The organism is Streptomyces sp. NPDC093111, assembly GCF_040683955.1.
Taxonomy (GTDB): Bacteria; Actinomycetota; Actinomycetes; order Streptomycetales; family Streptomycetaceae; genus Streptomyces.
Genome location: NZ_JBFBNW010000010.1, coordinates 196,481 through 221,905, shown reverse-complemented (window position 1 = coordinate 221,905; position 25,425 = coordinate 196,481). Strand labels below are relative to the sequence as shown.

The following is a 25,425-nucleotide window of genomic DNA, read 5'->3' as shown; positions in this document are numbered from 1 at the left end:
GCGTGAAGGGGCTCAGGCCGCACAGAAGTCCCGCAACGACACGTCCGAGGTGTTGGACAGCACCGCCTGGTGGAGCCTCTGCAGACGGACCGAGGGCTCCACGCCCAACTCCCGTATCAGGGTCCTGCGCAGCTGCTGGAAGGCCTGCAGCGCTCGCCAGCCGGCGCCGGAGCGCTGGAAGGCGATCATCAGGAGGGCGCTGAACGTCTCGTGCATCGGGTGCTGGGCGACGAGCCGGGAGAGCTCGGGGATCAGCACGCCGTGCTTGCCGAGGTGGAAGTCCGCCATGATCCGCTGCTCCTGCACGCGCAGCCTGGCCTCCTCCATGCCGATCACCTCCATGGCCAGGACCCGGCCGCTCGGCACGTCCATGAGCGCGGGGCCGCGCCAGAGGGCGAGCGCCTCGTTCAGGTACACCGACGCGTCCCGGGGATTGTCGAGTTCGAGCGCGGCGTCACCGAGGAGCGCGAGCCGCTCGAACTCCCGGAAGTCGAACGCGCCGGGGGCCAGCGTCATCTGGTAGCCGTTGAAGTGGGTGGCCAGCAGGTCCTTGGCGGACTGCTGCGGCTCGTAAGGTAACGCCTCGGCGATCAGCCTCCGCAGCTGGAGGATGTAGGTCTGCAAGGTGGTCGACGCACTGCGTGGAATGGCGTCGCCCCAGAGTTCCTCCATCAGCGTGGAGACGGGCAGAATCCGGCCGCAGTGCAGTGAAAGGAGGGCGAGCAGCTGCCTCGGCTTTCCAGCCGTCGGCACGATTGATTTGCCATTCAGGCGAATGGACATCGACCCTAGGACATTGATTTCCGCTTGGTGTGGCATGAATCCCCGTATTCAGCTCGTACAAAGCGTTCTCGACCGGCACGCCAAAGGAGCCCGATCAGGTTCTGAGGGTGGTGCCGGATTTACCAGACCTCTCTGGCATAGACCCCGGCCGCGGCATCGAACTGCAGCACGACGTGCGAGGCCATCGAGTGGATGTCCCGCCAGTACCGCTGCATCGGCGCGGAGACCGAGTGGGCGCCGGTGCCCGCCGACCGGAACAGCCGGTCCGTGGCGGCGACGAGGTGGTCCATCGCCAGCGCGCAGTCCCGCAGGTTCCGGGCCGTGAGCAGCGGGCTGAGCGGGCCGCCCCGATCGGCCACCCGCGCGGCGCGCTCCAGCAGCAGGCCGGCGGAGTCGATCTCCCCGGAGGCGCGCGCGAGGACGGCCTCGTACGATCCGCGGGCCGCCGCCGGCGGGGGTGTCGGACCGTCGAGCTTCCGTCCCACGAGCTCCCGCCACAGGGCCAGGAGCCCCTGGGCGGCGCCCCACGCGGGGGTGGCGAACGACAGCGCGTTGACCGCGCGCAGCGGGACCGTGTGGCAGGGGGCCGACGCGTCGGCGGGACGGCCCTCCAGGAGGGCGTCGCGATCCATCGCCCGGTGCGCCGGTACGTGGACGCCCTCGACGACCAGGGAATGGCTCCCGGTCGCGCGCATGCCGATGTCCGACCAGGTGTCCCGTACCGCGTACGCGGCGCGCGGCACGGCGAACACCATGGCCCGGGGGCCCTCCGGGTACGGCGCCATGGCGCACAGCAGCGCCCAGTCCGAGTGGTCGACGGCGCTGACGTAGGGCCAGGTGCCCGTCAGACGCCAGCCGCCGGGGACGGATTCGGCGCGGCCCGCGGGGATGAGCGAGCCGACGACGAGCGCGTCCGGACCCTCCGCCCAGACCTCCCGGGCCCCCTCGGCGGGCAGGAACGCGGCCATCCGCGCGAGGTGGGCCGTGACCGAGGCGCACCATGCCGTGGCCGGGCAGGCCGCGCCGATCTCGGCGATCGCTCCGGTGAGCGCGGTGAACGAACCCTCGGTGCCGCCATATGCCGCGGGCACGAAGTGACGGGGGAAGCCTGCCTCGGCGACCGCGCGGACGACCTCGGTCGCGGGGCGCCACCGCCGTTCCGCCTCTTCGGCGTGGAGTGCGGCGAGAGCCACCACGTCCGCGGCGGCCGGCCCGGCCTCTGTCCGCATGGAGAGAAGGCCTTCCATTTGTCTCCTTACTTTGTGGGGGTACTTCTGGAAGTAAGGCTGGAATAAATTCGAACCGATGGTTCCTAATGCGCCATATACCCCTTCGGATGGATATCGGGAAAACGCTTTCTTGCGACCCCCTTGCGAATGCATCACTTTACAGACACTTGACCACCGATGCTGTTGCGTGACTCACATTGACATTTCCCATAAATCATTGATAGGAGGCGTCTGGGCTGCGCGAGTATTATTCGAGTCGCATTCGAGTGAGAATGTGACCGAAAATCGACGTTGCGAATTGGTTTCCCCGCCTATAGGGTGCTCGCAAGCCTTCATGCCGTCGGCGACAAGATGTCGGCGGCGTTGAGGTGCCGTGGAAATGCGAACCCTCGTGTGGCGTGTGGAGTGACTCTCCACCTTCCCTGTGCCGGCGAGGTGTGTACGCGCGTGGGTGAACGCCCCGTTCCACGGGACTGCATCCGAGAGGACGAAGTGACCGAGCAGCAAGCCCCAACGATGGACGACGTCCAGAACTTCCAACGACAGGTCATCGCCGAGTTCCGGGCCAACCGCGGAAAAGTCGGCGGCATGTTCGAGGGAGCCAGACTGGTCCTGCTGACCACGGTCGGCGCACGGAGCGGCCGACGCCGGACCAACCCCCTGGCCTATCTGGAGCTCGAAGGGCATCCCGCCGTCATCGCCTCGGCGGCGGGCGCGCCCCACCACCCGGCCTGGTTCCACAACATCCGCAAGAACCCGATGGTGACCGTCGAGACGGGCACCGAGACGTACGAGGCCATCGCGGCCGTCCCGCCCGCCGAGGAGCGCGACAGGCTCTTCGCCCAGGTGGTCGAAGCCGAACCCGGCTTCGCCGACTACCAGGAGAAGACGACACGGCTCCTGCCCGTGGTCGTCCTGCACCGGGTCGAGCCGGTGCCGGGAGCGGATCGGGTCAAGGGCCTGGGCGACGAACTGATCGAGATCCACGACTGGTTGCGCCAGGAGCTGGACGAACTCCGGCGCCAGGTGGACGAGATCGTCGACGGCACCTCGGAGTCCGCGGAGGTACGACGGCCCACGCCGGACCTGGCGCGGGAACTGCGCACGCACTGCCTGAGCTTCTGCGAGGCACTGAAGGTGCACCACAACGGAGAGGACGCCGGCGGCTTCCCCGTACTCGCGCAGTGGTTCCCGGGGCTCGAACCGACACTGACCGAGCTCACCGAGGAGCACAAGAAGGTGGCGCGGCTCCACGAGGAGATCCAGCGGCTCGTGGAGGGCTACACGCCGGGCGTGAACGATCCCCGCGAGCTCCGGAGCAGGCTCGAAGAGCTGGCCACCGAGCTGGAGGCCCACTTCGAGTGGGAGGAGCGGACGGTCGTCGCCGCCCTCAACGCCATGGGCCCGGCGCCCGAGCGGCGCTGACGACGCGCCGGCGGGCCGCCCGTTCGGGCGGCCCGCCGGTCGCGGACGTCACTCCCCGCTCAGAACACCTGGTCGTGCGTCACCAGGCGCGAGCGGGTCAGCACCCCGCCCTCCTCACGCACGAGCACGTCGTGCACGACACAGCTCGGGGAGATGTCCGGCTTGCCGCCCGGCCGGACCGTGACCACCAGCGCGTACACGGTCGAGTCGAAGGCACCGTCCTCCCGCGGTGTCAGGGCCACGTGGTTGAACCAGTGGCGCCTGCGGACCGGGTCGTCGGCGAACCGCTCGTGGAACCTCACCAGCTCCGCCACGATCGCCTCCCGGCCGGCCGCCGGATCGGCCTGCGGTGAGTGCTGGAACGTGCCGTCCGGGGTGAACGTGGCGGCGTAGTCCTCGAAGCGGCCACTGTCCAGCGCCTGCATCTGATGCGCGTAGAACTGGGTCACCTCCGAGTAGAGGTCGGTCGATACGGTGGTGACGCTCATCGGGTCCTCCGGACGGCTCGGTGTGCACTTCCTCCCGTTCACGCTGCCGGTCCCTGCTCGAAGGCCGCTCGACCGCGTCGGCTCATGCCGTGGTCCAGCCGGATTCGAGCCCGCGTCGCCAGAGTCACCGACGTCCACTTCACGGTGAAACTGGAGGAACCATGCCGGAGGCGAAGAAGCCCGTAGCCCTGATCACGGGAGCTACCAGCGGTATCGGGCTGGAGATCGCGACCCGTCTGGCCGGGCTGGGAGCACGGGTCTACCTGTGCGCGCGCAAGGGCGACGAGCTGGCCGAGCGCGTCCGGGAACTCCGGGAGCGGGGGTACGACGCGGACGGCAGCGTCTGCGACGTCGCGGACCACGATCAGATCCGGTCGTTCGTGGCCGCGGCCGTGGAGCGCTACGGGCCGGTGGACATCCTGGTCAACAACGCCGGCCGCAGCGGTGGCGGCGCCACGGCCGAGGTCCCGGACGAACTGTGGCTCGACGTCATCAACACCAACCTCAACAGCGTCTTCGTCATGACGAAGGAGGTCCTGAACACCGGCGGCATGCTCGCGCGCGGCCGCGGCCGCATCGTCAACATCGCCTCGACCGGCGGCAAGCAGGGCGTGGTCCACGCCGCCCCGTACTCCGCCTCCAAGCACGGCGTCGTCGGCTTCACCAAGGCCCTCGGCCTCGAACTGGCCGCCACCGGGATCACCGTGAACGCGGTGTGCCCCGGCTTCGTCGAGACCCCGATGGCCGCGCGGGTCCGCGAGCACTACGCCGCCATCTGGGACGTGAGCACGGACGAGGCGTTCGACCGCATCACCACGCGGGTGCCGCTGAAGCGGTACGTGGAGACGCGCGAGGTCGCGGCGATGGTCGAGTACCTGGTCGGTGACGACGCCGCCGCGGTCACCGCGCAGGCGCTCAACGTCTGCGGCGGACTGGGCAACTACTGATGAGCACACCGCACTCCGCCCCGGTCGCGCTGGTCACGGGCTCCTCCTCGGGCATCGGGGAGGCGGTGGCCGGCCGTCTGGCCGCCGCCGGATACCGCCTGGTGATCAACTCCGCCCGTTCCGTCGAGAACGGGCGGAAGGTGGCGGCCGCCCTGCCCGACGCGCTCTACGTACGGGCCGACATCTCCGTGCCGGAGGAGGCCCGGCACCTGGTCGCGCGGACCGTCGAGGAGTACGGCCGGCTCGACGTCCTGGTCAACAACGCCGGGATGACCCGGCCGGTACCGCACGCCGACCTCGAGGGAGCCACCCCGGAGCTCTGGCGCGACGTCTTCGCGCTGAACGTCTTCGGCACCTGGCAGACCACCGTGGCCGCGATGCCCCATCTCCGGGCGAACGGGAACGGAGCGGTGGTCAACGTCTCGTCCGTCGCGGGCAGCCGCCCCGCCGGCAGTTCGATCCCGTACGCCGTCAGCAAGGCCGCCATCGAGCACATGACCCGCCTGCTGGCCAACGTCTGCGGCCCGGAGGTACGCGTGAACGCCGTGGCACCCGGTCTGGTCGAGACCCCCTGGACACGGGACGAACCCTTCTTCGCCCCGATCGCGGACATGGTCCGGCAGACCACACCGCTGCGCCGCGTCGGCACCCCGCAGGACGTCGCCCAGGCGGTCCTCGACCTGGTCGGGTCCACGTACACGACCGGACAGGTGCTGCTGGTCGACGGCGGCGCCCACCTCATCTGAAACGACGCCCCCTGCCGAGGAGTTGGCATGCGACTTGCCGCGAACCTGACCTACCAGGGAGCGGGCGACCTGGCCCGGGCCGCAGAACGGCTGGGCTACGCCATGGTCCTGGCCCCCGAGGGCTACCGCTCGGACGCCGCCAGTGTGCTGGGCCTGGTCGCCGGGCAGACCTCGACGATCGCCCTGGCCTCGGGCGTGATGCAGATCCCCGGCCGTCCGCCGGGGATGGCGGCACTCACGGCCGCCACACTCGACGCGCTCAGCGGCGGCCGGTTCCGGCTGGGGCTCGGCGTCTCCAACCCCGATGTGTCGCAGGGCTGGTACGGCGTGCCCTTCGACGCACCGCTGGCCCGCACCCGTGAGTACGTCGACATCGTTCAGCGGGCGCTGACGGGCGATCCGGTGACGTTCGAGGGCAGGCACTTCCGGCTGTCCGCCGTGGACGGCGGCGCGCCGCTGCACCTCACCGCACCGCCCCGCCACCGGATCCCCGTCTACCTGGCGGCGGTGGGCCCCCGCGCGCTACGGCTCGCGGGAGAGACCGCCGACGGCTGGATCGGGGTGTTCACCTCGCCGGAGGCGGTCGCCGACGCCCTGGCCGAGATCCGGGACGGCCGCCGGTCGGCGGGTCTGGACATGAGCGGCTTCGAGGTGCTGCCCAGCCTGCCCACCGCGATCGCCGACGATCCGGACACGGCGGTGGACGCCTTGCGCGGGCAGTACGTGTACCTGCTGGGCATCGGTGACCCCGACCGGAACTTCTACTGCGCGCTGGCGCGCCGGATGGGGTTCGGGGACCAGATCACCGTCATGCGGGAGCGGCTCGCGGCCGGCGACCGGGCCGGGGCGGCCGCCGCGGTGCCGCCGGAGCTCATCGACCGCACGGCGCTGGTCGGACCGGTCCCCAGGATCGCCGAGCGGATGCGCGCCTACGCGGACGCCGGTGTCACCACGCTCGGCGTGATGGTGTCGGCGGCGGCCACGTCCCTGGACGGCCGCCTGGACATCCTCGCCGCCGCCGCCGAGGCGCTGGAACTCTCCGGCGCGGCCGGCTGACCGGTCCCGGCGCCGGCGGTCCGCCGGCGCCGGGACCCGGCTCACGATCGGCCGAGGACGGTCCGGGCGTGCTCGGCGGCCCTCGTCAGCGTGGCCAGACTGTTGCGGCCGAGGGCCTCCCGTACGTACGCGCGGCCGTCGGCGACCGTCGCGCCCGCGCCGAGCACCGTCTCCAGGCCGTCCGGGTCGAGCGCCACCGTGTGCCGGGCGGTGGCGACCGGCCCGTCCGGCCCGTCGGAGAACGTCCACAGGCCGCTGTGGCCCGCCAGCAGCGCCGGCGTCACCCGCTGCTTGTACGCGATCCACTCCGGGTCCCGGCAGACCCGCACCGACCGGGTGGTGTGCCGCGACCCGTCGGCCGTGACCGTGTCCATCTCCAGGTCCTGGATCCCGGGGGCGTCCTCGGTGAGCCGCACGCGTTCCACGTGCGGCAGTCGCTCCGCCCAGAGCTCCGCACGGCGGACGAACCCGTACGCCTCGGCGGCCGGTCCGGCGAGCTCCAGCCGGTCGGTGAAGGAGAAGACGAGGTCCGCCACGGGGTGCCCCCGCCCGGCGACCCGGGCGAGCGCCGCCAGTTCCGCCTCGCTGTTCCGGTCCAGCACCTCGTTGACCCAGCCGACCGCCTCCGGATCGTCGCCGACGACCGTGAAGTCGTGCACGAGGACGACCTCGGTCCCTCCGCCGGGCAGTTCCCGCAGGGTCCACTCGCCTTCCATCGACGCGACCGGCGGACGGCTGTGGTCCTGTCGGAAGGTGACCCGCAGCCCCGCCGGATCCAGGGTGCGGCGGGACGTCCACCGGCTGATCCCGTCGCCGACGGTCGCCCAGATCTCGAAGCGCTCGGCGCGTTCGCCGCGCTCCAGATGACGGACGTGCACCGTGGGGCCGAACACCGCCGGCCACAGGGTCACGTCCGCGATCACGGCGTACACCTGCGCCGCGGGCGCGGGAACGACCAGCCGGTGCTCGGCGCGATGCCGCTTCAGTGCTGACAAGGGTGCTCCTCCGGTGGGTGATGAGCCGAGCGTCTCAACTCGCGTTCGCAGACACGCTGTTGACCAGATCGAGCAGCTCGCGGGGGGTCCGGGTCTCCGCGACCGCCTCCTCGGACAGCTCCACGCCGAACTCGCGCTCGATGGCGGCCACGCTCTCCATGAAGGCCAGCGAGTCGACGCCCAGATCCGCGAAGACGGTGTCGGCGGCGCGGTCGTCCAGTTCGGCGACCTCCTCCTCGCCGGCACTGGCCACGAGGATCCGCCTCAGATCGCCGAAGTTCATGATCGACACAGTGTTCTCCCTATCGCTGAGGAATCGAGCGGTCAGTGGTTCGCCCCGGTCACGACGACGGCCGAGTTGAAGCCGTGCCTGCCCCGCGCCAGGACCAGCGCGGCACCGACCGGCAGGGAACGGGGCTCGTGCAGCACGAGATCGAGGCCGTACGCGTCGGGGACGCGCGTGGTGTGCGGGGTCATCGGGACCACACCGTCCCGGATGGACAGCAGCGCGGTCACGACGTCCAACGGGCCGCCCCCCGCGTGCAGTCGACCGGTGAGGGCCTTGGGGGCGGTGACCGGGACGCCCCGCGGGCCGAAGATCCCGGCGATGGCCCGGGCCTCGGCCAGGTCCTGCTCCGGCAGACCGGACGCGTCGGCGAACACCACGTCGATGTCGCCCGGTGTCAGGCCCGCGTCGGCCAGCGCCAGTTCCGCCGCCCGGCGCAGCCCCGGCGGACGCCCGGACCCCGGCGGAGGGTCGAAGGTCGAGGCGTGACCGGCGATCCGGCCGTGGATCCGGGGCGCGCCGCGCTCCGCGGCGGACCGCTCGTCCTCCAGGACGAGGAGGGCACCGCCTTCGCCGGGGACGTGACCGGAGGCGTCCACGTCGAAGGGCAGGTAGGCGCGGGTCGGATCGGGGACCGTGCTGATCCCGCCCCCGGCGAGCTGGGAGGCCCAGCCCCACGGGTCGAGGGCCGAGTCCACCCCTCCGGCGACCATGAGGGCGGTGCCGCGCCGTACCGCCCGGCGGGCGTTGCCGAGGGCGTCGAGCCCGCCCGCCTGGCCGGCGACCACGGCCGATCCCGGTCCGCGCATGACGTTGCGGATCGAGATCTGCCCGGTGTTCACGGCGTAGAACCAGGCGAAGGACTCGTAGACGCTGACGAACTTCGGCCCCTGCGTCCACAGCTTCCGGAACTCCCGGTGCGTGAAGTCGAAGCCGCCCTGGGCGGTGGAGGTGGCCACCCCCATGTCGTAGTCGGCGAGTTCCTCCGGAGCGGTGCCCAGACCGGCGTCGGCCAGCGCCCAGTCGGTGGCGACGAGGGCGTACCGGGTGGAGACGTCGGTCTGCGCGAGCAGCCGGCCGGGCAGGTGCTCGGCGGCGTCGAAGTCCTCGATCCGTCCGGCCAGCCGGGCGGGATACGAGGTGCTGTCGAACCCGGTCAGCTCGCCGATGCCGTGCCGGCCCGCCAGGACCGACTTCCAGTACGTGTCGATGCCCAGGCCGTTGGGGGCCGCCACCCCGAGGCCGGTGACCACGACCGCCGTCATGCGGTCAGCTCCGGGGTGTGCAGCACCATCGCGCTCTGGAAGCCGCCGAAGCCGCTGCCCACCGTGAGCACGCTGCCCACCCGCTGCTCACGGGCGGTCAACGGCACGTAGTCCAGGTCGCATTCGGGGTCCGGAGTGTGCAGGTTCGCCGTGGGGGGCACCACGCCGTGCTCGATGGCCAGCAGCGACGCGGCGATCTCGATCGAGCCGATCGCGCCGAGCGAGTGCCCCACCATCGACTTGATCGAGCTGACCGGGATGTCGTAGGCGTGCGGTCCGAGCGCGCGCTTGAAGGCCGCCGTCTCGTGGCGGTCGTTCTGCTTCGTGCCGGAGCCGTGCGCGTTGACGTAGTCCACCGCCGTCGGGTCGAGACGTGCCAGGTCCAGTGCCGTCCGAATGGCCTCCGCCATCTCCCGTCCGTCCTTCTTCAATCCGGTCATGTGGTATGCGTTGCAGCGCGTCGCGTATCCGCCGATCTCGGCGTAGACGGACGCGCCGCGGGCCCGGGCGGACTCGTACTCCTCCAGGACGAACACGGCGGCGCCCTCGGCGAGCACGAAACCGTTGCGCGTGCCGTCGAAGGGCCGGGAGGCGTGCTCCGGGTCGTCGTTGCGGTTGGAGGTCGCCTTGATCGCGTCGAAGCAGGCCACGACGATCGGTGAGATCGGGGCGTCGGTGGCGCCCGCGACGGCCACGTCGATCGTGCCGTCCTGGATGAGCTGAGCGGCGTGCCCGACCGCGTCGATGCCGGAGGTGCAGCCGTCGGAGACCAGGGTCACCGGGCCCTCGGCGCCGATCTCCCAGGCGAGTTCGGCCGACATCACGCCGGGACTGAGGTAGTCGGCCATGTACGGGGACAGGTGCGCCGGGTCGACCTCCCACTCCCGGCCCGCGTCGGAGAGGACGAGGTACTCCTGCTCCAGGCTGGTGGCGGAGGCGACCGCGGTGCCCAGGCTCACCCCGATGCGGTGCGGATCGAGCTCACCGACCGCGAGGCCGCTGTCGGCGACGGCGTCACGGGCGCAGGCGACGGCGAACTGCGTGGCCCGGTCCATCCGGCGGATCTGACGTGGCGTGAGCCCCTCGGCCACGGGGTCGAACGCGACTTCCCCGGCGATCCGGGAGCGGAACGGGGAAGCGTCGAAGAGGGAGATCGGGCGCGTGGCCGTCCGTCCCGCGGTCAGCAGCTCCCAGAACTCCTTCGTGCCGTTTCCGCCCGGGGCGCGGACTCCGATCCCGGTGACGACCACACGGCGCGTCACGGCCGGCCCCCCGGGCGGGCCCTCCGGAGACGAGCACTCCGGTCCTTGGAGATCATCTCAGCGTGTTCCTTTCGCCTGCGCCGCTCGGGCTGCGCCACCCCCGCGGGGAGTGGCCCCCCGGGACGCCCAGGCTCCAGCGCACACCTCAAGCGACGGTTGAAGCCGGATAGGGCACCGCGCGGTACGGGCAGGCGATGAGGCCGGACTTGAGCCGCTCTCAGGCGGACAGGACGAGACTGCCGCTCATGGAGATGATGAGCAGACAGGCGATAGAACGCGCGCACGCGATGAGAGCCGCACAGCCCCCCGCCGACCGGGGCCCGGGCCCAGGCATCCACCGCCGACGCCTGCTCGGCATCGGCACCGCTCTCGGCGCCGCCGTGCTGACCGGCACGCGTCCGGCCGCCGCGCGGACCGGTCGCCCACGCACCGAGAACTGGCCCACGACCCTGCACCTGCCGGACGGGTTCCATCCGGCGGGCATCGGCATCGGGCCCGCCCCGTACGCGTACTTCGGCTCCCTGCTCGGCGGGGGCGTCTACCGCGTCCGGCTGGCCACCGGCGACGGGACGCTGATCCACCCCGGCTTCGGCGAAGGACACTACGCCGCCGGCCTCCGGGTCGACGACCGCCAGCGGCTGTTCATCGCAGGAGGCTGGGGACGGACGGTCACCGTCATGGACGGGGTCACAGGACAGGTACTCCGAACATACGACGTCGGGGTCGCCGACACCTTCGTCGACCACGTCGTCCTGACCCCCCGCATGGCGTGGTTCACCGACGCCTTCGCAGGACAGCTCTACGGCCTTCCCCTAGGCCCCGAGGGCGAGCTGCCGCCACGGGACGGGGTGGTGACACTGCCGCTGTCCGACGAGTGGGAGCAGGGCCCACTGGACGGACTCACGGCAACGGGCATCGCGGCCACCCCGGACGGCAGGGCACTCCTCGTGGTCAACGTCCACGCCCGAGGAGGCAGCCTGTTCCGGGTGGACCCCGCGACGGGCCGGGCCCGGAAGGTCGACCTAGGAGAAACCCGGCTCCCCACGACCAACGGCATCCTCGCGCAAGGGAGCACCCTCTACGCACCGACGGTCTCCGACCTCGCCGTCCTCCGCCTGGACCACACCGGCCACACCGGCCGCCTGGTACGCACGGTCACCGACCCCCGCTTCGACACCCCCGTCGCGGCCGACGTGTACGGAAACCGCCTCTACATCACCAACGCCCGCTTCCCTCTCCCCCCGACTCCACAGACGCCGTACAACGCGATGGCGATCCCCATCCCTTGCTGACCGGGCGTAAAAACGGCAGGTCAGCGGCCCTTTTCCGCAGGCTCAAGGATCGCGACACACTCGACATGGTGGGTCATCGGAAAGATGTCACGCAAAACGGCAGTCGACATAGTCGCAGGTCAGCACCGGTACACGGCTCCACTGAGTGCCCCTTCGGTCGCTTGGAGCGTCAAATGAGCGTCACGGGCAGCCAGCGGGGTGCTCCTGGCGAGCCGCAGCAGCGAGATCTTCCAACAGCACATCGGCTAGATCAGCGCTGCCGCGCCGGCCCGCAGGACCCGACGGGCGTAGGCGCGCTGCCGGGAGGCGACGTTCTCGGCGGCCGTCACCTCGGCGTCGAGCCGGTCGAGGTGGTCCCGCTGTCGGTCCAGGCGCTCGAAGCCCTCGGCGAGCTCGGTGATCTCTCCTTCACCGAGCGGGGGCAGGGCGCGGGACAGCAGGGTGGACAGGAGGGATGGGTCGAGCCGTTCGGACAGCTTGGGCTGGCGGAGCTGGAGCAAGGCGGAGAGCAGGGACTCGTACCGCTGCTCGCCCATGCCCGCGAAGAGTTCGCGCCGCACAGTGGCACGGTAGTCGGTGGCTGACGGATGTACCTCGCCGCGGTCGCGCAGGGCTTCGGTGAGGGCCGCCTTGGTCAGGGGCTGTCCGGTGTCGCTGACGAGGTGGACCCCGTCGGGGTGGGCAATCCGGGCGGTGGTGGTGAAGTAGTCGGCGTGCGCCGTGGTGGTGTGCACGCTCGCGTGCAGGCGGGCTCCGCAGCCGAACCAGTGCTCGGTGCCGTCGTCTCCGACGCGGCGGAACTCCATCCACACATACCCAACACGGGTCTTTCCGGACGCTCCCTGGCCGAGCAGGTTCCAGTGCATCGTGCGCTCCGAACCGCCGAATGTGGAGAGGCGGTTGGGGCAGAGGCTGGCGTCGAAGAGGAAGGGGAGCAGCAGTTCGAGGGCCTTGGACTTGCCGGTGCCGTTCTGACCGCGCAGCAGCAGGCGACCCTGGTGGAAGGTGAAGGTCTCGTCGTAGTAGCGCCAGACGTTGAGGATGCCCGCGCGATGGGGCTGCCAGCGTCCGCGGCCAGTGTCCGCGTCGTGAACGGGTGACGGTTCAATGATCTCCTCGGGCCGTCGCTGGAGGGGGAGTTCCGTCACGCTCACTGCTTGTCTCCTTCTCCGGCGCTGCCGGCGGTGGTCACGGCTAGCGGATCGTTCTTCGGGGCTGGGCCGGTGGTCTCCGTCAGGCGGTAGCGGTACGCGGCCGGTCGCGCGACGACGCGGTCTCGGGCCCTGGCTGCCAGGCCGACGTCGAGCAGGATCCGTACGGCGTCGTCGGCAAGGCGGGCCGGGCCTTCCTCCGACTGGTACGCCTTGGCCCAGCCCGGGAAGCGGCGCAGCAGCTCTGCTCCGGCCTCGGCCAGCTGCTCGGGCAGCAGGCCTGCGGGCGTGGCGCAGAGCGGTGCGAGGAGGAGTAGCGCGGCGACTCGGGCTGTGGAGGTGTCGTCGGGGAAGCGGACGTCGGTGGCGATGGCGTCCGGGTCGACGAGGAGAAAGCCCTCCGCCCGTTCCTCCAGGAGGAAACCGGCCTGTTCGACAGAGCGGCGCAGGATCTGGCGGCCGGTCAAGGAAGTGACATAAGCGAGCTCGTCGTCGGCGAGGTCGGTCCGGTAGAGCACGGGATCGTCGAAGAGGCGGCGCAGCACCGAATGGCGCAGCCGCAGGTTGCGTTGGGCGTCCGTGGTCGCGGCGGTCTCGGCGTGCGTATCGTCGGCAGAAGCGCCTCCGTAGCGGCGCTCCCTGACCAGGTCGGCGAGGAGTTCCTCGAACCGCGCGGGCACCTCCTCCGGAGGCACGGCGAGCCGGGAGGCGCCGACCGGTGCGGCGGGCAGCCGCATGAGCAGTGTGTTGTCCACGCGGTAGAGGACCTTCGCCTCCACGGAGTCGACGTACGTCTCGGTCGTGCCGTCCACCACACGCAGCACGTCGTACGACTCCAGCAGCTTCAGGACGTGGACGAACGCCATGCGCTCCGGCCGGCGGACCGGGTCGAACCCCGCCAGCGCGCGGTCGGCCGCCATGGCCTGGACGACGCGGTCGGCGAGCATGCCGATGGTCGTCATCGGCATCGACAGCAGCTCCGCGGCGGTCACGCACAGCAGGACGTACCGTCGGCGGTCGAACGGGGCCCGGCCGGAACGCGCCCGGCGAGCGGGGCGGGAGCCGTCGGGGTTGACGCGGACCTTGGTGAGGCGGGCGTAGCCCCGGCGGGGCTCCACGCCCAGATTCCAGCCGCAGGTGTAGTCGAACCAACGAGCCAGCGGGTCACGGCGGCGGCGCACCAGATCGAAACCGGTCGGGTCGGCTGCCTCGGTGAGCAGCGGGCGGGCCAGAAGGAGGCGGATGGCACGGGCGACCTCCTCCCGTTCGGCGGAGGCCAGTTGGTTGGCGAGGGTGCTCATCCTGCGGCCTCCTGCCCCGTGGCGGCGCGGACTGCCGGGAAGGCGATCGCCCCGCCTACGGCCGTGACGTGGATGACGTAGTCCGGTCCTGCCATCGTCCCCTGCACGGTACGCAGTACGGCGGTGCGCCCGTCTGGGGGCGGCGACAGCGCCACCTCCACCCGGCCGTCGCCGGTCGTGGCCCGTCGCCGGCCACCCGCGTCCGGCCGGGCGGCCAGCGCCCGGCCCAGCAGGTCGAGGAGACGGTCGAAGGCCGCGGGGTCGAGGGTGCTGAAAGAGGAGAGCCGTACCGGGCCGTCCGTCTCCAGCGCCTGCCAGGCGCGTGCCAGCTCCGCTCGCTCCGCCCGGGCCCGCTCGGCGCGTTCCGCCCTGACCGCCGCAACGTCCCGCACCGTGGCCGTGCGAGTGAAGCGTTCGGTCCGTCCGCTGGTCCTCAGCAGGGCCGACACCTGTACCGGCGGCGCCTCGGACCAGGAGTGGGACGAGGGGATCAGCTCCGGGTCCGGGTGGGCGAGGTGGGCATGGCGGGCCGGGCCGAGGCCGAAGGCGGCCGACCACAGCCGGTGCAGGTCCTCCTCGTCGGGAGCCGCAGCGAACCAGCGCGCGAGCTCCCGGAAGTCCTGTACGGCGCTGGAGGGGCGGCGCCGGGACTCGTTGATCCGCTCCAGCACCTGCAGGAGGGAGACGATGGCGCGCCGGGCGATGTCGTGCAGCTGCTCGATCCGGGGGCGCGCCCCGTCGTCCGGCAGGAACCAGGCCCTCAGCCCCGCCCAGCGCGCCCGCCGGCTCTCCAGCCAGCCGGCTGCCGGGTCCTCTCCCGGGGTCGGAGGCAGCTCGGCACCGCGCAGGGCCCGCTCACGCAGCACCGCGATGCCCCGCTCCTCCACGCGGGCCACGGCGGCGGCCACCGTCTCGCCGCGCCGGTCGAGATTGACCAGGAACTCCTGGAGATACGCGACGGTGGCGGCCTTCACCTCACGGAACACGTCCAGATCCACTCCTTCGGCGCGAAGCAGCCTCTGCAACTGGCCGTTGAAGGCCTTGGTGTTCTCCACCAGGCCCTCCAGATGACCCTCCAGCTCCCGCAGGGTGCTGAAGATCCGTCGGTCGGCCGCGGCAGGTTCGCCTGACAGGAGGGTCAGTGCGTCGAGCCGGTCGGCGATCGCCTCCAGCACCGCGGTCTGCAGCGCCCCCGTGGAGGCCAGCACCTCCAGGGCGTGTCGCACCCCGGCGAGCGCGGCCTCGCCCCGGCGGGTCAGCGAGTAGTGCAGGTTGCGCTGCTCGTACTCCTCGGCCGTGCGGTAGTTCTGGGCGTGGTTGTGGACCACGTCGAGGAGTTCCCACTTCACCAGCCGTTTCAGCGTCTCGTGCAGTTCCTCGTCCTCGAGGTCCGAGACCCAGCCCACCGCACGCAGCCGCTCCCGTACGCCGTCGAGCCCGAGCGCGGTCTCCAGGTGCTCGCCGGCCACCCCGAAAGCCTCGAGCACGGCCCCGTTCAAGTCGGCCGCCTCCCCCGTGGTGAACCGGAACATCTACGGCGGAACCCTGCGCATGCTGGTACGTCCCCTCCGCCGCCACCCCTGCGGCACTTCGATCTCCACGGTAGGGGGCTGCCCCGGGTCCCGGCCTCGGTTTGCTGTCATCGTTGTGATAGCTGTCATGACGAGGCCTGCTCCGTGCTTTCGAACGGGTAGGCAAGGCTCTGCGCACTTCGGATGCCGGAGACCAGCACGTTGCCACTTGTCCGGTAGGACAGGTGCTTCAGTGGCTCCAGGATGATCCGCACGGTGCCCGGCACCGTTCCGGCGAGGAGATCCCTGTCCCTGGTGAGCAGGCGTACTCCGGAATCTCCGAGGTCCTCAGCGTTCTGCACGATCTCAGAGAGGCCTTGGAGCGGACCGCTGGATAGATTGCCGTCGTAGTCCCGGGTCCGGTCGAAGGCGTGACGGATCACCCCGGACAGGCCCTCGAACAGCCCGCCCAGATGTGCGACGGCCACTGCCGTCGCCGCGCCTCCCTTCGGTTCCGGTACGCCGACCGCTTCCCGCATCTCCTCCTGGGCGTGGAGGAGTTCGGCGGACTGAACGGCCTGTTCCACCGCCTCCGTACTACACGTCGCCATGTGCCTGGTCCTCACTGTCCTCGTCCGTGTCGAAGTCAAAGGTGAGCTGCCCGGACCCGTCTCCGGGGACGGGCGCCGCGATCGGCCCCGCCGTCGGGTCCACCGCCTCCTCCTCGTCGTGCGGCAGCGCGTACTCGTCCGCGAGCCGTGCGAGGTGGAGAGCGAGCGGCAGGCCGAGCACGTCCCGGTAGTCGTCCTTGCAGATGCGCTGTTGGTGGACGAACGCGGCCCATGCCTCGGGGTCGTCGCCGGGCTGAAGGCAGGCCAGGGTGAGTTCCAGTAGCTCGGGGTTCCACGCGTTCACCGTCGGCCGGTGGGCGCTCCGGCCGACGGGGTTGACGTGAGGGGTCAGCTTCGCGTCGTCGTTCGTCAACTTCGTCTGCGTGCTCGCCTTGTCCGCCGTGCTGTAGAAGACGCGGCCGGGGGCTCCGGGCTCGTCGGGCACCCACAGTCCCATGCCGAAGCCGCCCCGCTGTTGCCCGGCCAACTCTTCCTCGCGCTCCTCCCGTTCCGCCCACCACTGGGGCGTCTCGTCACGGCCGCTGTCAGCGACCCTGACGACCCGGAGGTGCTTGCCGTAGAGACCGATTCGCTGCGCGGGGCCCCCGTCGAGGCCGATCCGATCCACCTCGAGCCCGCCGTTGGTGAGCCACGGCCAGCGCTTGCGCACGTCTTGTGCGTGGGACAGGACCAGGGTCGGCGTGCCGCGCAGACTCGCCAGGGTCCTCCTGATGAAGGCAGCCGTGACTGCCGACTGCTGCGCCGAGGTACTCAGATCATTCCCCCGCACTCGTCCGGTCAGGATCCGGAGCAGGTCCGGGTAGGGCATCCACTCCGAGGTGTCCGCGGTCCGTCCGAGGACACATGGTGCGTCCGGCCGGAGCAGCACGGCGATCGGGGTGAACTGTGCCCTGCCCGTGGGACCGTCGACCCGGCGCTCGACCAGATGGAAGGCCACCTGGTTCAGACCGGAAGGGATGCGATCGCCGAGAGTGTGCTGGGGCACCAGGCGCATCCCGGTCTGACGAAGGCCGTCCGCCCAGGCCGCTTCGGCCCGCAGGGCAGCGTCCTTCTCGGCGTCAGCCGTGTCCATTGCAGTGTCCAGGGGGCGGATGAACTGGGTGACCAAGCCTGCGTCCGCGCACCCGAGCCGGATCGCGTACTTGGGGTCGGTACGCCTCGCGGGACCTTGGAACGCTTCGCTTCCTTCCAGCTCGACAAGGGCGATCCGAGCCCCGGGCACCTGCTCCCTCAGGCGGGTCATCGCCTCGGCGACCCGTCCGCGCCGCTCACGGATGGCCTGGTCGTGTTCCTGTCCCGCGCGCGGCGGCCGGTCCTCCGCTCCGAGCGGGGATCCCAGTTCGCCCAGCGGGTGGGCGTGGAGCCGCACGGTGAGCTCCTCGGCCTCCCACACCCATGTCTCCGGTCCTCGTTCACGCCGAAACTCTGTGAGTCCGAGCGCGCTCTCGGCGGTGGCGACGAGCCTGTCCCGCTGGTCGTCGGTCTGGTGAACCAGGAAGCCGACGAGATCGGTGCCGTCCAGCGTCGCGGCGAGCGCCGCACGCCGCACCCGCGCGTTGTCCGCCGCGGTCCGTTCCGTCCGTTCCAGGAGGGCGGCGAGCTCTTCGGTGGTGGCGTTCTTTGGCATGGAGGGCCGCTTCGTGAGCTGTCTGACAGGCGGGCGACCGTACCGGCTGCGCTGGAGCTTCGGGGCGGGGACGAACTCGGGGGCCAGCGCTTGCTCGGCCCACTCGATGAGACGGCGGCGTTCACTGGGCATCAGTCCGGTCCCGATGGGGTGTCTGCCCATGGCGGCCTGGTGGCCGACCGCCAGCCTGATGCCGTCCTTCCCGTCCCCGATCCAGTGGTCGGCCTCCTTGACCAGTCGATCCACCGACGGGAGCCCGTCGAGCGCGGCGACGGCGGCGAGCATGCCACTGGGGCCGCCCTGCCTCCAATCCGTGGTCCCGTTGCGCCACTGCAGCATGGCAACCGAGAGTCGCCGGGACACCGGTGCGTCCGGCACGAGCGAGATCTCTGGCAGTAGGTAGACCGAGACCCCCTTGCGGAAGGGCATCCAGACCTTTCCGGTGACGAACCGGCGGATTCCCGCGCTGAGGTGAATCCGAGGAACCGGCGAGAACGGGACGGTGCGCACGCCGACGCGGAGGGTGGCCGCGTAGTACGACGGCTTGCGCTCGCCGCCCCTACCCGTAGGTCGGTATTCGATCGGCGGCCACGACATCAGTTCCGCGCTGCTGCTTCCGGCGTCGTACCCGCCGCCGGCGCCGGCGACCTGGTGGAAGGTGAGTTGCCGGCCTCCGTGCTCGTAGGCACCCTGGCGTGCGATGCGTGCGGCCAGTTCGTCGGGGAGCAGTCGGTACACCAGACGGGTGGGCTTGGCGGTGCCACCGGGAGAAGGCTGTTGTTCGAGCAGGTCGATGGTGTCTGCGCGCCAGGTCAGGCTTCCGGTGTCCAGCTCGCGGAAGCACTCCGCGAGCAGACGCCGTGCGTCCGGATCATCGGGATGGCGGGGGAGGTTTCTGAGCCAGGTGGCGGCGTAGAGGTTGGTCACCGGGGTGGGAAACGGCTCGGTGCAGTAGAGCCAGGGGGAGTCCGTTCCGAAGGTGGCGTTGGACGCCACGGTGACGACGTCCGGGGCGGTGGTGCGGATCAGCTGGTTGATCTCCCGGGTGGGGATGCGGCGTGGGCCGTGCCACCGCCCTTCCGGCCGGCCATGGTCACGCAGCTGGCCGAGCGGCTCCTCCCAGTGAGCGGGCAGCGAGAGGGTGTGCCGTAGGACGGGGAAAGTTCCCTGTGCCGGGTCAGGCATGTACGAGGCGGTCCGTACGTGCTGGTACGCCATCTTGTGAGTCTCCTCAGATCGGAGGAAGGTGCGGGAACGGGTGCTGGGTGCGGGCGGGCAGCCGCGGTCTCAGCCCATGTCGACGAGGGCGCGGTAGAGCGGCTCGTACAGCTCGCGGACGAGCGACTTGTCGATCGGAGAGGGTTCCGGCGGAGCTTCGGCACCTTGAGCGACGATGCCGGGCTCGTCGAAGTAGGGGGCCAGCACGGCGCGCATGCTCGCCAGCAGGCTGGTGTCCGGGGTGTCGACAGCCTCGAATCCCGCCTCGCGGGGTGAGAAGGCGGCGTCCACGAAGGCCACCCTGGCAGGCACACCGCCACGTACGAGGCGGCCGATCACCTGCCACATCACGACCAGCTGGTCCCAGGTGAAGGCGACCTTCTCGTCGTCCCGGAGGCTGGACCAGGCCATTCGGCGGGTGAGGTACCGGTTCCACTGGCGGCGGGCGCGACTACGGAACCCGATGGCGGCCTGGTGCGGCGTGGCAGCCGCGAGCGTCGCCTGTGTGAAGACCCTTCCGGTGTCCCGGAGCTGGCGTACCGCCCAATCGTTGATCGACTGGATGGCGAGGGCGATGTCGTCGGGCCGCGGGTGGGGCCGGGCGAGGAAGTAGACGCTGCCGATCGCGGCCTTGCCCGTGCTCAGCACAATGTTGTGCCCTCGTTCCACCGCGAGCAGCGGCGCGATCAGGAGTTCGCCGCCGATCTTCGCGAAGGAGTGCACGTCACCTCGGGTGAGGGTGCGCACCGCGGGGTCCTCCGGCAGCCGGGCCCAGGCGGTGTCGGCGTCCGCGTCGTCCGAGACGAGCTGGACGACACGGCCGTTCCACTCGGGAATCCCGTTGAGGTACTCGGCCGCGCGCCGCGCCTCGTCGTAGCTGCCGACGAGGAGCAGGATGCGGCGTCGATCCTGGTCGGGGATCTCGTCCAGCTCGGTGTCGAGCATACTGGACGCGCCGGGCAGGCTGCGGTCAGGAACCGCGAGCTGCCGGAGCATCTCGACGAGCGCCTGGGGCCGCTCCTTCGGGGGGCAGCCCGACAGCCGCAGGGGCCGCGGCCCTTCGCTGCCCGGCCAGTGGAGGAACTCCTTGCGGAACTCGGTGCCGAGGACGGCCTCGACCTCCTCGTCCCGCGGGCGAAGCACGGCTCCCACATCGGCGTGCAGGTGGTACCGGCTGGAAGTGCCGGCCCAGCTGGTCGCGGACATGAGCAGAACGTGGGGGGCGGGTCGACTGTCCACCCGACACAGGTCGCCCATTCGCATGAGGAGTTCGCGCCCCACACCGTTGCAGTGGAAGAAGCGCAGCTCACCGCTGCGGTCACCGTCGCGCTCCGAGTCCGTGAGGCGAAACTGGAAGCCGAGGACGTTGCCCATCGGTGATTCGGGGATGACCGCCTCGTAGTCCTTCGGAGGTCTGCGGGAGAGGACGTTCGACGCGTTCTCCAGGTGGAGTGCGGCCTCGACGCGCGGCCACAGGATGGTCATGAAGTCGAGTCGGCTGTGGAGCGCAGCGAGGAGCAGGGTGAACTCGAAGCGTCGGGCCTGTACGTCGATCCGGTCGAGGACTCCGGAGTCGTGGCCCACGACAGCAGTGAGGGTGGAGCGGAGCCGTTCCCGGGTGCGGGCGCCCTGGGGGGCGTGGAGCAGTTCGAGGGCCAGGTGGACGAAGGTGTTGACCAGGGGGGTCACCTGGTCGCCGTCACCAGTGCTCTCGTGCTCGTGCAGGGGGTCGTCCCGGAACCGCAGCAACGCCTCGTCCAGCAGCCGTGCCGCGGGCGGTGGTTGGTCGCCCGCGTCCCGTCCGGGGAACCAGCTGTCGATCAGCAGGTTGTGCAGGGTGAACGCGCTGAAGTAGTCGACGCTGATCCACTGCCGCAGCTCCCCGTCCTTGACCAGGAGCGAATAGAGCCGGTCGGTGGCGGCGCTCACGGTGTTGACGGCGTTCGTCCAGTCGTCGACGTCGCGTTCGGACAGCTGGAGCCGCCCGTCTCGGGCCATCTGCTGGAACTTGTGGACGGCGACCTCGTCGAACCAGGAGTTCGGGTAGGTGCCGACGAGGGTGCTGGCCGGGGCGAACACGGTGTCGAGCTGCATCTGCACGCGGTCCGCCTCGTCGACGATGATCAGGTCGCTGAGTCGGCAGGCGAGTTCCAGGTAACGGATCTGCTCGTCGTGCTGGTGCTGGGGCACGGAGCTGTGCACCAGCCCGGCGGGGGTCGCAACCCAGACGCGGGCATCGACGAGGTCCCGGGCGCCGCGATGTCTCGGACAGCGGTTCCACAGCGGGCACAGCTTCCGCTGGGGCTTGGGGCGCGACCTTCGGCCGGCCGGGTTCTCCGCTTCGACCAGTGGATCGTCCGGGGTCTCTTCCTGGTCCACAGCGGGGTACAGCCCGAGGCACGGGGCTTCCCTGATGCCGAGGGGCCTGCGTGCCTCCATGCCGCGCAGCACGTCCACGGGGCAGGCACTGCTCAGGTATGCGAAGCCGGGGTGGTCGTGTCCCAGCATGGTGTCGGCGCCCGCCACCGCGGTGCGGCGGTGCAGGCGTCCGATGTTCCGCTCTCGCGTGGAGTGGCCGAGGATGGGTGCCGCCGCTACCCCGAGCCGCTTGAACAGCTCCACGACGGCCAGGGTTTCGGCGACGTCGCCGACGACCAGGGTGACACGGCGCGACGTCCGGGTGACCAGGTGGTAGGTGAGGATGTCGCGGAGGGTCGACTTGCCCGCACCGACCATGCCGACGAGGTGGAGCAGCTGGTCGATCCTGAGGCGCTCGCCCCGCGTGAACCGACCGAGGGCCTCGTCCCGGACGAGTAACCGGACACGGCTCAGTCGACCGCGCCATCCGCTTCGGGAGCCGCCGATGACCTCCTCCTTCGCGTCCATGGCTGCGGCCACCGACTCGAGTTCTTCCCAGGTCACGTCCACGGGTTCCCCGCGCCCGGCGGGTGCCGCGTCGAGGGCGTGCGACCTGGGGAGGGCGCCGAGCAGCAGGTCGTCGGTGATCTCGACCGAGTGGAGCCGGTCCTGGGCCCGGAAGGTGTGCTCGCCCGACCCAGCGAGCGGAACACGGCGGGTCGCGAACTCGGGTCCTGTGGTGAGCAGCTCTTCGAACACCTCGAAACGACGCGCTGCCCGGGCGGGTACGCGTCGACGCGGGACCGCGTCGACGCTTTCGAGGTCGTATCCGCGCAGCTGCTGCGGCACGCGTAGGTACGACTCCAGCGCCTCAGACCAAGCGTGCCCGCGTCTGAGGACCCACAGGTGGTGGCGGGCGCGCAGGATGCGCAGCCGCTGTTCGTCGGAGCGGACGTCCCCGAGCGCTTCGCTGTGGGGGTATCCGCCGAGGAGGGGCCACACGTCGAGTGCGGCGCGCGTGGGCGCCACGCTCTGCAGCAGATAGAGGCCCAGTTCGACGTCGAGGAGATCGGCGACCCGGAACGCACCGAGGTCATCCGGCCATACATCGGTGAGCTGGCGGGAGCAACGACGGTGCCAGCTGCTGCGATCACGCATGGTGGTCTCCTTGGCGGCGAGGGGATCCGGCGGCTTCCGTCCGGTCGGCGATCTGCTCGGCCACGAGACGCAGGAAGGTCCGGTCGTCGAGCAGGGTGATATTCCCTGCCAGACCTTCGGGAAGATTTCGGCGGAACTGTCGTCCGTACGCCTCGTTCTCGCGGAATCGATAGCGGGGCACGACCAGGAAGGCTCGGTCGAAGGGCGGGTCGGCCCGGAAGCGGGTGAGTGTGCGTGCGAGCAAAACCGGGTTCACCCGGTCCTTGACGTCCACGGCCCAGTACCGGCCTCCCGGCAGCGGGACGCGCAAGTCGTACGCGTCGAACTGGGGCCACATCTCGGCGTCGATGCCGAAGCGTCTCTTGAGGGTTGACCCGATGTCGTTCTCTGCCAGGCCCGGACTGGTGACGAACATCCGCAGGGGGCGGCTGAGCTGGTGGAGCCCGCTGCGGTCGGGACGTACCGGAACGGGGACAGCCGCGGTGGCGTCACGGCGGCAGCGGTCCAGCTCGCAGCGGTGACCTCCGCCGGGCAGTGGCACCATCAGGCAGCGGCAGCGTCCGCACTGCTGGTACCCGCCGTCGCGTCGATAGGTCGCAGGGACGGGTTCGTAGCACTGTCTGATGACGTGGTGGAGCAGGAGTCCGCACTCCGGGTCCCCGCCGAGCAGGGCGAGCTCCGCGCCGGTGAGTACGGGCCGGGTGGTCAGCAGGGACCGGAAGGCGGTGTACGCCGCAGGATCGCCTGCTGCCCGGCATACGGTGAGTGCCTCCAGCATGCGCTGGTTCTCGAAGATCTCTGCGGCGGGGTCCGCCGCATCCACCTCCCACTCGAGGCAGAGCTGGTGCGGCAGTCTCGTCTGAGGATCCACGAGCGTGCCGGCGGCCCCACGGGCTTCGGGAGGCAGGTCCAGCGGCCAGCCCGTCAGCGGTCGTTCGCAGGCCCAGCGCACCATCTCGGGAATGCTGCCCGGCGGTTCGACTCCGTGCCGCAGGCAGTGCAGGACGAGTCGGTTGTAGGCGTTCTGGACCTGGGCCGGATAGATCGGGTGGGGCACGCCGCGCTGCCGGGACAGACGGACCAGCGCACTGGCGATATCCCGGAGCAGGGGTTCGTCCGAGCCCGCGGACGGTCGGGAGACCAGGCCGGATCGGGCTGCCCCGGAGTTCGGTGGGGTCTGGGTGATCACGCCTTCTCCTCCGCGTCGGCAGGGGCTTGGGCGCTCGGGCACCACCGCGAGACCGGGCACTGGTGGCAGTGCCCGCCCGGCCGTGCCTCCCACGCACGGTCCTCGCGCCAGGGGCCGGCGTACCGTCGGAGCACCGCTCGCGCCTTGGCCAGGCGCTCCGCGTCCATCGGGTCGATGACGTGGGGGTCGGATCCATAGGGACGGAGGACCTCCAGTTCCACCCTCGATCCGGAGGGGTCACCGCCCAGCTCCCCCTGGGCAAGCAGGACGACGGCCAGGGCGAGCTGCGGATACGCGTCCAACGGATCCTTGCCGATGCGGGCAGGAGTGCGGGTGGTCTTGAGCTCCCGCCATACCCAGGAACCGTCCTCCCTGTAGAGCAGGTCGGGTTTGGCCACGACCAGCGCCTGGGCCGCCGTGTCGTGAAACACCCGGGTCGGTTCGCATTCGACCCGCTCGATGGCCTCGGGGAGCTGGAAGGGGCACGAGTCCACATGCTGCAGGAGCATGGCGCGGCCCGTCTCCGCCTCCTCGTCCGGGACCCTCCACCGGCCGGCGGTCCAGTTCTCCCCCGGCGGGGGCATGTCGCCGCGCGTGCAGGCAATGGGGCCGGTGCGGCGGTGGAGCGCCTCGACCCAACCGTGCACGGCCTGGCCGAGCTTGGCCGCGTCGCTGTACTCGCCTGTTTTCGGCAGGTGCAGGGAGCGCAGCAGGGACTGCGCAGGGCAGGCGGCGTGGTACCTGAGGTCGCTGATGGACACCTTCCGCAGCGGTAACCGGCGGGAGGGCAGTGCCAGTACCCCCGGAGACCGGGGCACCGCCTCACACCCGGTGAACTGCTTGCAGTCGAAGCAGGCCGCCCCGGGGCGCTCCGGACCGCCCCTGACCACATTCCTCACGTGGGGGCCGCCGTGCGCCTCGTAGTACGCCTTGGCCTCCTCCGCAGTTCCGTCGAACTGAACGGTCCGCGATCCGTCGCCCAGGCCGATCTCGATGATCCTGACCCTCGCGACGGGCCCGGGAGAGCCGTGGATCACGAACTCCTGGTTCCAGCGGCGCGGCCACGCCGCGTCGGCTCCGAACGCCGCGGTGTACGCGGCGACCGCGATCTCACCCCGGCTCGACGCACGGGCGTCCCCGTGTCTCAGCCGCCGGTACTCGCGCACCGTGCCGTCGGCCGACTGGTAGCGGCGCCACCATGCGTAGAGCTCCCAGCGCCGACCATTGTCCTTGCGCACCGCCCAGTACGGCTGGACGGGCACGAAGGCGTCCGGCCCCTGGCTCGTGTACTGCCGCACCGCGTGCTCCACGTAGGTCCGGTGCCCCTCGTGCAGAGCAGGCCGGTGGCCGGACAGGGCTCCGAGCGCCTCGTCCACCGTGGCGCCGCCGAACTCGATCCGGTCCAGTGCCGCGCACACGGGACCGAGCGTGAAGGTCTCGTGCTCTTCCCGGGGAAGCTGCGACGGCACCCGCGCCCGAAGTCCTGGCCGGGCCTTCGCCGCGTCG

At 70.9% G+C, this 25,425-nt stretch carries 19 protein-coding genes and 1 pseudogene; 5 read left to right on the top strand and 15 right to left on the bottom strand.

The window, feature by feature from the left end; genetic code table 11:
• Window positions 1-12 precede the first annotated feature (12 nt).
• Window positions 13-753, bottom strand: coding sequence for an AfsR/SARP family transcriptional regulator (locus AB0Q96_RS19555; RefSeq protein ID WP_365327005.1), 741 nt, complete (start codon window positions 751-753; stop codon window positions 13-15).
• Between the two features lie 149 nt (window positions 754-902).
• Window positions 903-2,030 carry an acyl-CoA dehydrogenase family protein gene (locus AB0Q96_RS19550; RefSeq protein ID WP_365327003.1) on the bottom strand — a complete coding sequence of 376 codons (1,128 nt, stop codon included), beginning with the start codon at window positions 2,028-2,030 and terminating at the stop codon, window positions 903-905.
• A gap of 498 nt (window positions 2,031-2,528) precedes the next feature.
• On the opposite strand from AB0Q96_RS19550, the gene AB0Q96_RS19545 reads away from it, so the two are divergent.
• A complete protein-coding gene (locus tag AB0Q96_RS19545; RefSeq protein ID WP_365327001.1) occupies window positions 2,529-3,437 on the top strand; it encodes a nitroreductase/quinone reductase family protein in 909 nt (302 codons plus the stop codon).
• A gap of 59 nt (window positions 3,438-3,496) precedes the next feature.
• On the opposite strand, the gene AB0Q96_RS19540 is transcribed toward AB0Q96_RS19545, so the two are convergent.
• A complete protein-coding gene (locus tag AB0Q96_RS19540) occupies window positions 3,497-3,925 on the bottom strand; it encodes a nuclear transport factor 2 family protein (protein WP_365326999.1) in 429 nt (142 codons plus the stop codon).
• 161 nt (window positions 3,926-4,086) lie between these two features.
• Between AB0Q96_RS19540 and AB0Q96_RS19535 the strand changes: the two genes are divergently transcribed.
• The 3 genes from AB0Q96_RS19535 to AB0Q96_RS19525 are packed head-to-tail and all read left to right on the top strand — an operon-like array spanning window position 4,087 to window position 6,674.
• Window positions 4,087-4,872: an SDR family NAD(P)-dependent oxidoreductase gene (locus AB0Q96_RS19535; protein WP_365326997.1), complete on the top strand. Its 786-nt coding sequence runs from the start codon at window positions 4,087-4,089 to the stop codon at window positions 4,870-4,872.
• The gene (locus AB0Q96_RS19530; RefSeq protein WP_365326995.1) at window positions 4,872-5,618 is read left to right on the top strand and encodes an SDR family oxidoreductase; all 747 of its coding nucleotides are present in this window, start codon (window positions 4,872-4,874) and stop codon (window positions 5,616-5,618) included. The genes AB0Q96_RS19535 and AB0Q96_RS19530 overlap by 1 nt, the downstream gene beginning before the upstream one ends.
• 27 nt (window positions 5,619-5,645) lie before the next feature.
• Window positions 5,646-6,674 (top strand): LLM class flavin-dependent oxidoreductase, encoded by a 1,029-nt coding sequence (locus tag AB0Q96_RS19525; RefSeq protein ID WP_365326993.1) that lies wholly within the window; start codon window positions 5,646-5,648, stop codon window positions 6,672-6,674.
• A gap of 41 nt (window positions 6,675-6,715) precedes the next feature.
• Here the strand turns inward: AB0Q96_RS19525 and AB0Q96_RS19520 are convergent, their stop codons facing one another.
• Genes AB0Q96_RS19520 through AB0Q96_RS19505 form a run of 4 tightly spaced genes read right to left on the bottom strand, consistent with a single transcriptional unit; the run spans window position 6,716 to window position 10,482 of the window.
• Window positions 6,716-7,669 carry an aromatase/cyclase gene (locus AB0Q96_RS19520; RefSeq protein WP_365326991.1) on the bottom strand — a complete coding sequence of 318 codons (954 nt, stop codon included), beginning with the start codon at window positions 7,667-7,669 and terminating at the stop codon, window positions 6,716-6,718.
• Window positions 7,670-7,703: 34 nt separating this feature from the next.
• On the bottom strand, window positions 7,704-7,952 hold the full coding sequence (locus tag AB0Q96_RS19515) for an acyl carrier protein (RefSeq protein WP_103493718.1): 249 nt from the start codon (window positions 7,950-7,952) through the stop codon (window positions 7,704-7,706).
• Between the two features lie 41 nt (window positions 7,953-7,993).
• Window positions 7,994-9,220: a ketosynthase chain-length factor gene (locus AB0Q96_RS19510; RefSeq protein ID WP_365326989.1), complete on the bottom strand. Its 1,227-nt coding sequence runs from the start codon at window positions 9,218-9,220 to the stop codon at window positions 7,994-7,996.
• The gene (locus AB0Q96_RS19505) at window positions 9,217-10,482 is read right to left on the bottom strand and encodes a beta-ketoacyl-[acyl-carrier-protein] synthase family protein (RefSeq protein WP_365326987.1); all 1,266 of its coding nucleotides are present in this window, start codon (window positions 10,480-10,482) and stop codon (window positions 9,217-9,219) included. Before AB0Q96_RS19505 ends, AB0Q96_RS19510 begins: the two co-directional genes overlap by 4 nt.
• A 287-nt stretch (window positions 10,483-10,769) precedes the next feature.
• Between AB0Q96_RS19505 and AB0Q96_RS19500 the strand changes: the two genes are divergently transcribed.
• Complete coding sequence (locus tag AB0Q96_RS19500) at window positions 10,770-11,774, top strand: superoxide dismutase (protein WP_365326985.1); 1,005 nt, start codon at window positions 10,770-10,772, stop codon at window positions 11,772-11,774.
• A 248-nt stretch (window positions 11,775-12,022) separates the two neighbouring features.
• On the opposite strand, the pseudogene AB0Q96_RS19495 reads toward AB0Q96_RS19500, so the two are convergent.
• The 8 genes and pseudogenes from AB0Q96_RS19495 to AB0Q96_RS19460 form a co-directional block, all read right to left on the bottom strand.
• Window positions 12,023-12,928 (bottom strand): annotated as a pseudogene (locus AB0Q96_RS19495) (TIGR02680 family protein); the annotation flags it as partial.
• Window positions 12,925-14,226: a TIGR02678 family protein gene (locus AB0Q96_RS19490; RefSeq protein WP_365326983.1), complete on the bottom strand. Its 1,302-nt coding sequence runs from the start codon at window positions 14,224-14,226 to the stop codon at window positions 12,925-12,927. The gene AB0Q96_RS19490 and the pseudogene AB0Q96_RS19495, both read right to left, overlap by 4 nt.
• Entirely contained in the window at window positions 14,223-15,758 is a 1,536-nt protein-coding gene (locus AB0Q96_RS19485; protein ID WP_365326981.1) for a TIGR02677 family protein, read from the bottom strand. The genes AB0Q96_RS19490 and AB0Q96_RS19485 overlap by 4 nt, the downstream gene beginning before the upstream one ends.
• A gap of 125 nt (window positions 15,759-15,883) precedes the next feature.
• A complete protein-coding gene (locus tag AB0Q96_RS19480; RefSeq protein ID WP_365326979.1) occupies window positions 15,884-16,324 on the bottom strand; it encodes a hypothetical protein in 441 nt (146 codons plus the stop codon).
• A 10-nt stretch (window positions 16,325-16,334) separates the two neighbouring features.
• A complete protein-coding gene (locus tag AB0Q96_RS19475) occupies window positions 16,335-19,214 on the bottom strand; it encodes a DUF3962 domain-containing protein (RefSeq protein WP_365326977.1) in 2,880 nt (959 codons plus the stop codon).
• 69 nt (window positions 19,215-19,283) lie between these two features.
• A complete protein-coding gene (locus AB0Q96_RS19470) occupies window positions 19,284-22,730 on the bottom strand; it encodes a signal recognition particle (RefSeq protein WP_365326976.1) in 3,447 nt (1,148 codons plus the stop codon).
• Window positions 22,723-23,919, bottom strand: coding sequence for a hypothetical protein (locus tag AB0Q96_RS19465; RefSeq protein ID WP_365326974.1), 1,197 nt, complete (start codon window positions 23,917-23,919; stop codon window positions 22,723-22,725). Before AB0Q96_RS19465 ends, AB0Q96_RS19470 begins: the two co-directional genes overlap by 8 nt.
• Entirely contained in the window at window positions 23,916-25,337 is a 1,422-nt protein-coding gene (locus tag AB0Q96_RS19460; RefSeq protein WP_365326972.1) for a PD-(D/E)XK nuclease family protein, read from the bottom strand. The genes AB0Q96_RS19465 and AB0Q96_RS19460 overlap by 4 nt, the downstream gene beginning before the upstream one ends.
• Window positions 25,338-25,425: the final 88 nt, after the last annotated feature.

Bases quoted from the DNA above. Each gene is read 5' to 3' on its own strand.
- AB0Q96_RS19550 (WP_365327003.1), bottom strand. From the start codon at position 2,030: ATGGAAGGCCTTCTCTCCATGCGGACAGAGGCCGGGCCGGCCGCCGCG.
- AB0Q96_RS19545 (WP_365327001.1), top strand. From the start codon at position 2,529: ATGGACGACGTCCAGAACTTCCAACGACAGGTCATCGCCGAGTTCCGG.
- AB0Q96_RS19540 (WP_365326999.1), bottom strand. From the start codon at position 3,925: ATGAGCGTCACCACCGTATCGACCGACCTCTACTCGGAGGTGACCCAG.
- AB0Q96_RS19535 (WP_365326997.1), top strand. From the start codon at position 4,087: ATGCCGGAGGCGAAGAAGCCCGTAGCCCTGATCACGGGAGCTACCAGC.
- AB0Q96_RS19530 (WP_365326995.1), top strand. From the start codon at position 4,872: ATGAGCACACCGCACTCCGCCCCGGTCGCGCTGGTCACGGGCTCCTCC.
- AB0Q96_RS19525 (WP_365326993.1), top strand. From the start codon at position 5,646: ATGCGACTTGCCGCGAACCTGACCTACCAGGGAGCGGGCGACCTGGCC.
- AB0Q96_RS19515 (WP_103493718.1), bottom strand. From the start codon at position 7,952: ATGAACTTCGGCGATCTGAGGCGGATCCTCGTGGCCAGTGCCGGCGAG.
- AB0Q96_RS19510 (WP_365326989.1), bottom strand. From the start codon at position 9,220: ATGACGGCGGTCGTGGTCACCGGCCTCGGGGTGGCGGCCCCCAACGGC.
- AB0Q96_RS19500 (WP_365326985.1), top strand. From the start codon at position 10,770: ATGAGAGCCGCACAGCCCCCCGCCGACCGGGGCCCGGGCCCAGGCATC.
- AB0Q96_RS19490 (WP_365326983.1), bottom strand. From the start codon at position 14,226: ATGAGCACCCTCGCCAACCAACTGGCCTCCGCCGAACGGGAGGAGGTC.
- AB0Q96_RS19485 (WP_365326981.1), bottom strand. From the start codon at position 15,758: ATGTTCCGGTTCACCACGGGGGAGGCGGCCGACTTGAACGGGGCCGTG.
- AB0Q96_RS19475 (WP_365326977.1), bottom strand. From the start codon at position 19,214: ATGGCGTACCAGCACGTACGGACCGCCTCGTACATGCCTGACCCGGCA.
- AB0Q96_RS19470 (WP_365326976.1), bottom strand. From the start codon at position 22,730: ATGCGTGATCGCAGCAGCTGGCACCGTCGTTGCTCCCGCCAGCTCACC.